This is a genomic window from Nocardia sp. NPDC060220 (assembly GCF_042727815.1).
GTDB lineage: Bacteria > Actinomycetota > Actinomycetes > Mycobacteriales > Mycobacteriaceae > Nocardia.
Genome location: NZ_JBHWZY010000458.1, coordinates 1 through 5510 on the forward strand (window position 1 = coordinate 1; position 5510 = coordinate 5510).

The window sequence follows — 5510 nt, forward strand, 5'->3', positions numbered from 1 at the left end:
GGGATCGTGCTGTGGGGCTGCGGCGCGGCGCTGGCCAACCCGATCGCGATCGCCGCCGCGTCCGACGACCCGCGGATCCTATGAGCGCGCACACGGATGCCAGGTTCGCGGCGAAGGTCTACGGTCAGCGGCTGGAGCGGGCGGTCGAGTTGATGCGCGCGGCGCATCTGGACGCCCTGCTGATCACTCCGGGCCCCGACCTGCGGTACCTGATCGGTTCGGCCGCGGAATCCTTCGAGCGGCTCACCTGCCTGGTGATCCCGGCCGACGGATCCACGCCCTCGGTGGTCATCCCGAAACTCGAGCTGGCCTCCCTCGCCGATTCCGCGGCGGGCGAACTCGGCCTGCAGGTGCTCGACTGGGTCGACGGCGTCGATCCGTACCAGCTGGTCCGCTCGATTCTGCACGCCGGTTCCCGCATCGCGGTCGCCGATGCCATGCCCGCGCTGCACCTGATCCCGCTCGCCGAATCGACCACCGGTCTGCCCGCCTCGGCGACGCCGGTGCTGCGCGAGTCGCGAATGGTCAAGGACGAGGCCGAGATCGACGCGCTGCGCCGGGCGGGCGCGGCCATCGACCGCGTGCACGCGCGGATGGGCGAGTTCCTGCGGGCCGGTCGCACCGAGGCCGAGGTGAGCGCCGATATCACCGCCGCGATCGTCGAGGAAGGCCATACCGAGGCGGCGTTCGTCATCGTGGGCAGTGGACCGCACGGCGCCGACCCGCACCACGAGGTCTCCGATCGCGTCATCGAGCAGGGCGATGTGGTGGTCATAGACATCGGTGGCCCCGTCGAACCCGGCTACTACTCGGACTCGACCCGCACCTATGTTCTCGGCACCCCGCGCCCGGAGATCGTCGAACAGGTGGCGGTCTTGGAGGCCGCCCAGGCCGCCGCGGTCGCGGCGGTGCGGCCGGGGGTGAGCGCGGAATCCATCGACGCCGCCGCCCGCAGCGTGCTCGCCGACGCGGGCCTCGGCGACGCCTTCATCCACCGCACGGGCCACGGCATCGGCCTGTCGGTGCACGAGGAGCCCTACATCGTGGCGGGCAACGACCTGGTGCTCGAGCCGGGCATGGCGTTCAGCATCGAGCCGGGAATCTACTTCCGCGGCGAATGGGGCGCGCGGATCGAGGACATCGTGGTCGTCACAGACGACGGTGTGGAGTCGATGAACAATCGGCCGCACGGCCTGACGGTGCTGTAAGCGGTCGGGGTACAGCACTGCCGTAGCGGCACACGCCCGCACTGCGCTGTGCGGGTTCGCGAGGCTATTTCAACGTGCCAGACGACAACACCCGGCGCACCTGGATCGCGACGACCACCCGTGTCGGGTTCTCGCGGGGCACCCGGTAGCGCTCGGTGTAGCGACGCACGGCTTCGGCGACGTCGGCGCTGTCGTGGAGTACCGTCGCCGGTCCTTCGAGGGTCAGCCAGCGCGGCCCCTCGACCTGGCTCACCGCCGCGTAGCCGCTTCGTCCGGCATTGCGTGCCTTCACCGACGCGCCGTCGGTGATCACGCGAGCGATCCCGCTCTCCGGATCCCAGGTGAAACCCACGGCGACCACGTGCGGGGTGCCGTCGGCGCGCAGCGTGGTGAGCGTGGCCAGATGCCGCTCGGTGACGAACGCGAGGGCAGCGGGGGACAGCTGTGCGGTGGCGGTCGGCATGCCGGAAACGGTAGCCGGGCCGACCGGCGCGTCGCTGCGCGGGTTCGCGCCGTGCACGCAACAGAGGCAGGCCGGCACCGGCCGGACGGGCCGGATGACAGACTGGCGCTATGGGAATGCAGCAGAACGATGGGCCGGTGCTGGTCCTGGGCGGGCGCAGTGAGATCGGCGTCGAAGTGGCGCGCAGGCTGGCACCCGGACGGGTGGTGATCCTGGCCGCTCGCCGTGCCGATGCGTTGGCGGCCGAGGTCGAGCAGGTGCGCGCGGCGGGTGCGACCGCCGTGCACACCGTGGAATTCGACGCCGACGAGACCGCCACCCACGCGCCCCTGCTGGACAAACTGGCCGCCGAGCACGGTGGCATCGCGACAGCGGTGCTCGCCTTCGGCGTCCTCGGCGATCAGGATCGCGCCGAACACGACCCGGCGCACGCGGTGGCGGTCGTGCACACCGACTTCGTCGCCCAGGTCAGTGTCCTCACGACCCTGGCGACCGTGATGCGTGCGCAGGGATCCGGCCAGATCGTCGTCTTCAGCTCGATCGCGGGCGTGCGCGTGCGGCGGGCGAACTATGTCTACGGTTCGGCCAAAGCGGGCCTGGACGGCTTCGCCAGCGGCCTCGGCGACGCCCTGCACGGCACGGGCGTGCAGCTGTTGCTGGTGCGTTCGGGCTTCGTGATCGGGCGCATGACCACCGGCATGGAACCCGCGCCCCTGGCCATTACTCCCGACCAGGTCGCCGACGCCGTGGTCCGCAGTCTCGGCAAGGGCGCCACCCGGGTCGCGGTGCCGGGCCGACTTGCCATCGCCTTCTTCGTGATGCGCCTGCTCCCGCAATCGGTCTGGCGTCGGATGCCACGGTGACCGCGTCCGGCGACGCGGCGGCGGACTGGACCGGCCACCCGATCGTGGTGGCCGGCATCGGGGCCGACGGTTGGGCGGGTCTGGGGGAGAACGTCCGCCGGGAAATCGGGGACTGTGACGTGGTGTTCGGCTCCTCGCGCCAACTGGCGCTGCTCCCGGCCGGCGATATCGAGCGGGTGCCGTGGCCCACGCCGCTGCTGCCCGCCCTGCCGGAGTTGTTCGGGCGCAATGCCGGTCGCCGCATCGGCGTGCTGGCCAGCGGTGATCCGATGTTCTACGGCATCGGTGTCACCCTGGCGCGCCGGTTCGGCCCGGCGGCGCTGCGGGTGTTCCCGCAGCCCTCCTCGGCGTCGCTGGCGTGCGCGCGGCTCGGGTGGCCACTGGCCGAAACCCCGGTGGTGAGTGTGGTTGCCCGGCCATTGCCCACCGTCGTGCCCGAATTGTCCGAGGGTCGGCGGATTCTCGTCCTCAGCGAAGACGAGACGACGCCGAGCCGAATCGCGGAAATGCTGTGCGACAAGGGATTCGGCGCTTCATCGCTGACGGTTCTCGAGCAACTCGGCGGCCCCGCCGAACACTGCCACACCGGCTCCGCGGCTACCTGGTCACACCCGCCCGGCGACCCGCTCAACATTGTCGCCATCGACTGCCGCGCCGATCCCGATACGCGTCGTGACACCCGATTGCCCGGTCTGGCCGACGCTGCCTTCGCCGGTGACGGCCAGCTCACCAAAGCCGAGGTTCGCGCCCTCACCGTCACCGCTCTCGCCCCCGCACCGGGGGAAATGCTGTGGGATATCGGCGGCGGGTCGGGCAGTATCGCCATCGAATGGTGCCGTACCCATCCGCTGTGCCGCGCCGTCACGTTCGAGCGGCTGCCTGCTCGCCGGGAACAAATCGCGACCAATATCACCGCCCTCGGGGTGCCGGGAATAACGATACGCGGTGAGGTGCGCTCAGAGTTAGCCGAGGAAAATATCTCGGCTCCGGACGCCGTATTTCTCGGTGGCGGTCTCACCCAGCACGGCATGTTCGAGCAGTGCTGGCAGCGGCTGCGCCCCGGCGGCCGCCTGGTCGCCAACGCGGTCACCGCGGAATCGGAAGCGCTGCTGCTCGACTGGTCGGCGCGGTTCGGCGGAACCCTGCGCAAATTTCAGATCTATCGGGGTGAACCGCTCGGCGGGTTCACGGCCTGGCGACCGCACTTGCCGGTCGCTCAGTGGATTGTCCGAAAACCCGCTGGTCGCCGGAGTGTGGACGCTTAGCACCGATCACGGTCAGATCACGCGCAGATCACGGTGAATCCGTTCCCGCAGGGTCCGCGCGCCGTAAAAGTTTCGGACCGAACGTGTAGAACCCACGGCTCGGGGGTAGGGTCGTTGCCGTTCCGGGTAATCCCCCGGTTCGTTTTCCACGATGGAGAGTTACATGAAGTACTCGAAGTTCGATGGTGATGCCGGCGCTGATGATTTCGGAGGGCTGTCCTGAGAGTTTTGATCCTCGGTGGCACCGGTGAAGCCAGGGAGTTGGCGCGCAGAGCATCCGGCGAGCGTGGACTCGACATCGTGTCCTCCCTCGCTGGTCGAGTCGCCAATCCGCGGCTGCCGGTCGGTGCGGTCCGCGTGGGTGGGTTCGGTGGTGTCGAGGGCCTCCGAACCTGGCTACGCGAGAACGCGATCGACGCTGTCGTGGACGCGACTCATCCCTTCGCCGCGCAGGTGAGTGCGCACGCCGCCACCGCCGCGGCCGAGCTGGATATCCCGGCGCTGCATCTGCGCCGCCCCGAGTGGGTGCAGCGGCGCGGTGACCTGTGGACCCGCGTGCCCGATCTCGCCGCGGCGGCCGCGGCACTGACCGCGCGCGACGAACAGGTCCTGCTGACCATCGGCCGCCAGGGCGTCGGCGCGTTCGTCGGCTGCACGGGCCACGGTTTCGTCATCCGCTCCATCGATGCCCCCGAAGTCCCGCTGCCGCCGCGCGCCAAACTGTTGCTGGCGCGTGGGCCGTTCACGTTCGACGAGGAACTCGTGCTGATGTCGCGGCATCGCATCGATGTGCTGGTCACGAAGAACAGTGGCGGCGAGCAGACCGAGGCGAAGATCTTCGCTGCCCGCACCGCGGGGCTGCCGGTGATCATGATCGACCGGCCACCGCTGCCCGCGGGCGCCGTCACCGTGGCCGAGGTCGGCGACGCGGTCGAGTGGTTGCGTGAGTCCGCATCGCACCGGGTGCGCTGAACCGGGCGGCGGGGCCGAACTCCGTCAGCGCGGGTTCGGCGGCGTGAAGATGGTCGGCAGCTGGTCGAACCAGTGCAGGACCGCGCGCTCGTAGGCGATGCCGAATTCGAGGGTCGCGCGCTGGTGGGGAGCCAGGGCGGTCTCGTCTTCGTCGAGGTAGCGGTCGAGGCGATCTTGATGAATGTTCTTGTTGGCGGCGATGATCCGATCGCGATGCGCGGGATCCAGGTGCTCGCCGAAGGATAGCGTGAGCAGCAGTGGCACGCGGATGGTCTCGGCGCCGGGATCGCGCCCGATCCACTCGGCGAAGGCCTCGCGCCCGATATCGGTGATCCGGTACGGCGTGCGCTCTCTGGCGCCGCGTTCGCCTTTGGTCACCAGGCCCGCGGCGTCCATCGTGGACAGTTCGCGATAGACCTGGCTCTGGGTGATGGTCCAGAAGTCGCCGATGCGTTGCTGGGCCTGCGTGGCGAGATCCCAGCCCGACTTCGGGCCCTCGTGCAGGAACCCGAGTAGCGAGGCCGCGGTGGAGTTCAGTGGGCGGCGTCGAGTCGCGGTGTCGGTCAACGGTCAACTCCCTTCGAACTACATTCCTAAGTGGAATGTTACGCCTGGGTGCGCAGTCCACCAATAGTGCCGGTGTTGCGGCGCGTTCGCCGGACCGGGGTGCGGCGGGGGGGGGGGCGCGCGGGGCACCCCCCCCCCCCCGGGGGGGCGTTTTAAAAAAAACGAACCCACC

6 protein-coding genes are annotated in these 5510 nt (G+C 69.7%); 4 read left to right on the plus strand and 2 right to left on the minus strand.

Translation table 11 applies throughout. The features are described from left to right. Nucleotides 1-80: 80 nt before the first annotated feature. Nucleotides 81-1208: a M24 family metallopeptidase gene (locus ACFWF3_RS22360; protein ID WP_379315142.1), complete on the plus strand. Its 1128-nt coding sequence runs from the start codon at nucleotides 81-83 to the stop codon at nucleotides 1206-1208. A gap of 64 nt (nucleotides 1209-1272) precedes the next feature. On the opposite strand, the gene ACFWF3_RS22365 is transcribed toward ACFWF3_RS22360, so the two are convergent. After that, nucleotides 1273-1671: a TIGR03618 family F420-dependent PPOX class oxidoreductase gene (locus ACFWF3_RS22365; RefSeq protein ID WP_378988029.1), complete on the minus strand. Its 399-nt coding sequence runs from the start codon at nucleotides 1669-1671 to the stop codon at nucleotides 1273-1275. 110 nt (nucleotides 1672-1781) lie between these two features. On the opposite strand from ACFWF3_RS22365, the gene ACFWF3_RS22370 reads away from it, so the two are divergent. The 3 genes from ACFWF3_RS22370 to ACFWF3_RS22380 all read left to right on the plus strand — a co-directional run bounded on the left by ACFWF3_RS22370 (nucleotide 1782) and on the right by ACFWF3_RS22380 (nucleotide 4771). Beyond that, entirely contained in the window at nucleotides 1782-2534 is a 753-nt protein-coding gene (locus tag ACFWF3_RS22370; protein WP_379315143.1) for an SDR family NAD(P)-dependent oxidoreductase, read from the plus strand. Then, on the plus strand, nucleotides 2531-3799 hold the full coding sequence (gene cbiE / locus ACFWF3_RS22375; RefSeq protein ID WP_379315144.1) for a precorrin-6y C5,15-methyltransferase (decarboxylating) subunit CbiE: 1269 nt from the start codon (nucleotides 2531-2533) through the stop codon (nucleotides 3797-3799). Before ACFWF3_RS22370 ends, cbiE begins: the two co-directional genes overlap by 4 nt. 219 nt (nucleotides 3800-4018) lie before the next feature. Continuing rightward, nucleotides 4019-4771 carry a cobalt-precorrin-6A reductase gene (locus tag ACFWF3_RS22380; protein WP_378988470.1) on the plus strand — a complete coding sequence of 251 codons (753 nt, stop codon included), beginning with the start codon at nucleotides 4019-4021 and terminating at the stop codon, nucleotides 4769-4771. Between the two features lie 24 nt (nucleotides 4772-4795). Here the strand turns inward: ACFWF3_RS22380 and ACFWF3_RS22385 are convergent, their stop codons facing one another. After that, nucleotides 4796-5338, minus strand: coding sequence for a PadR family transcriptional regulator (locus tag ACFWF3_RS22385; RefSeq protein ID WP_378988022.1), 543 nt, complete (start codon nucleotides 5336-5338; stop codon nucleotides 4796-4798). Between the last annotated feature and the right edge of the window lie 172 nt (nucleotides 5339-5510).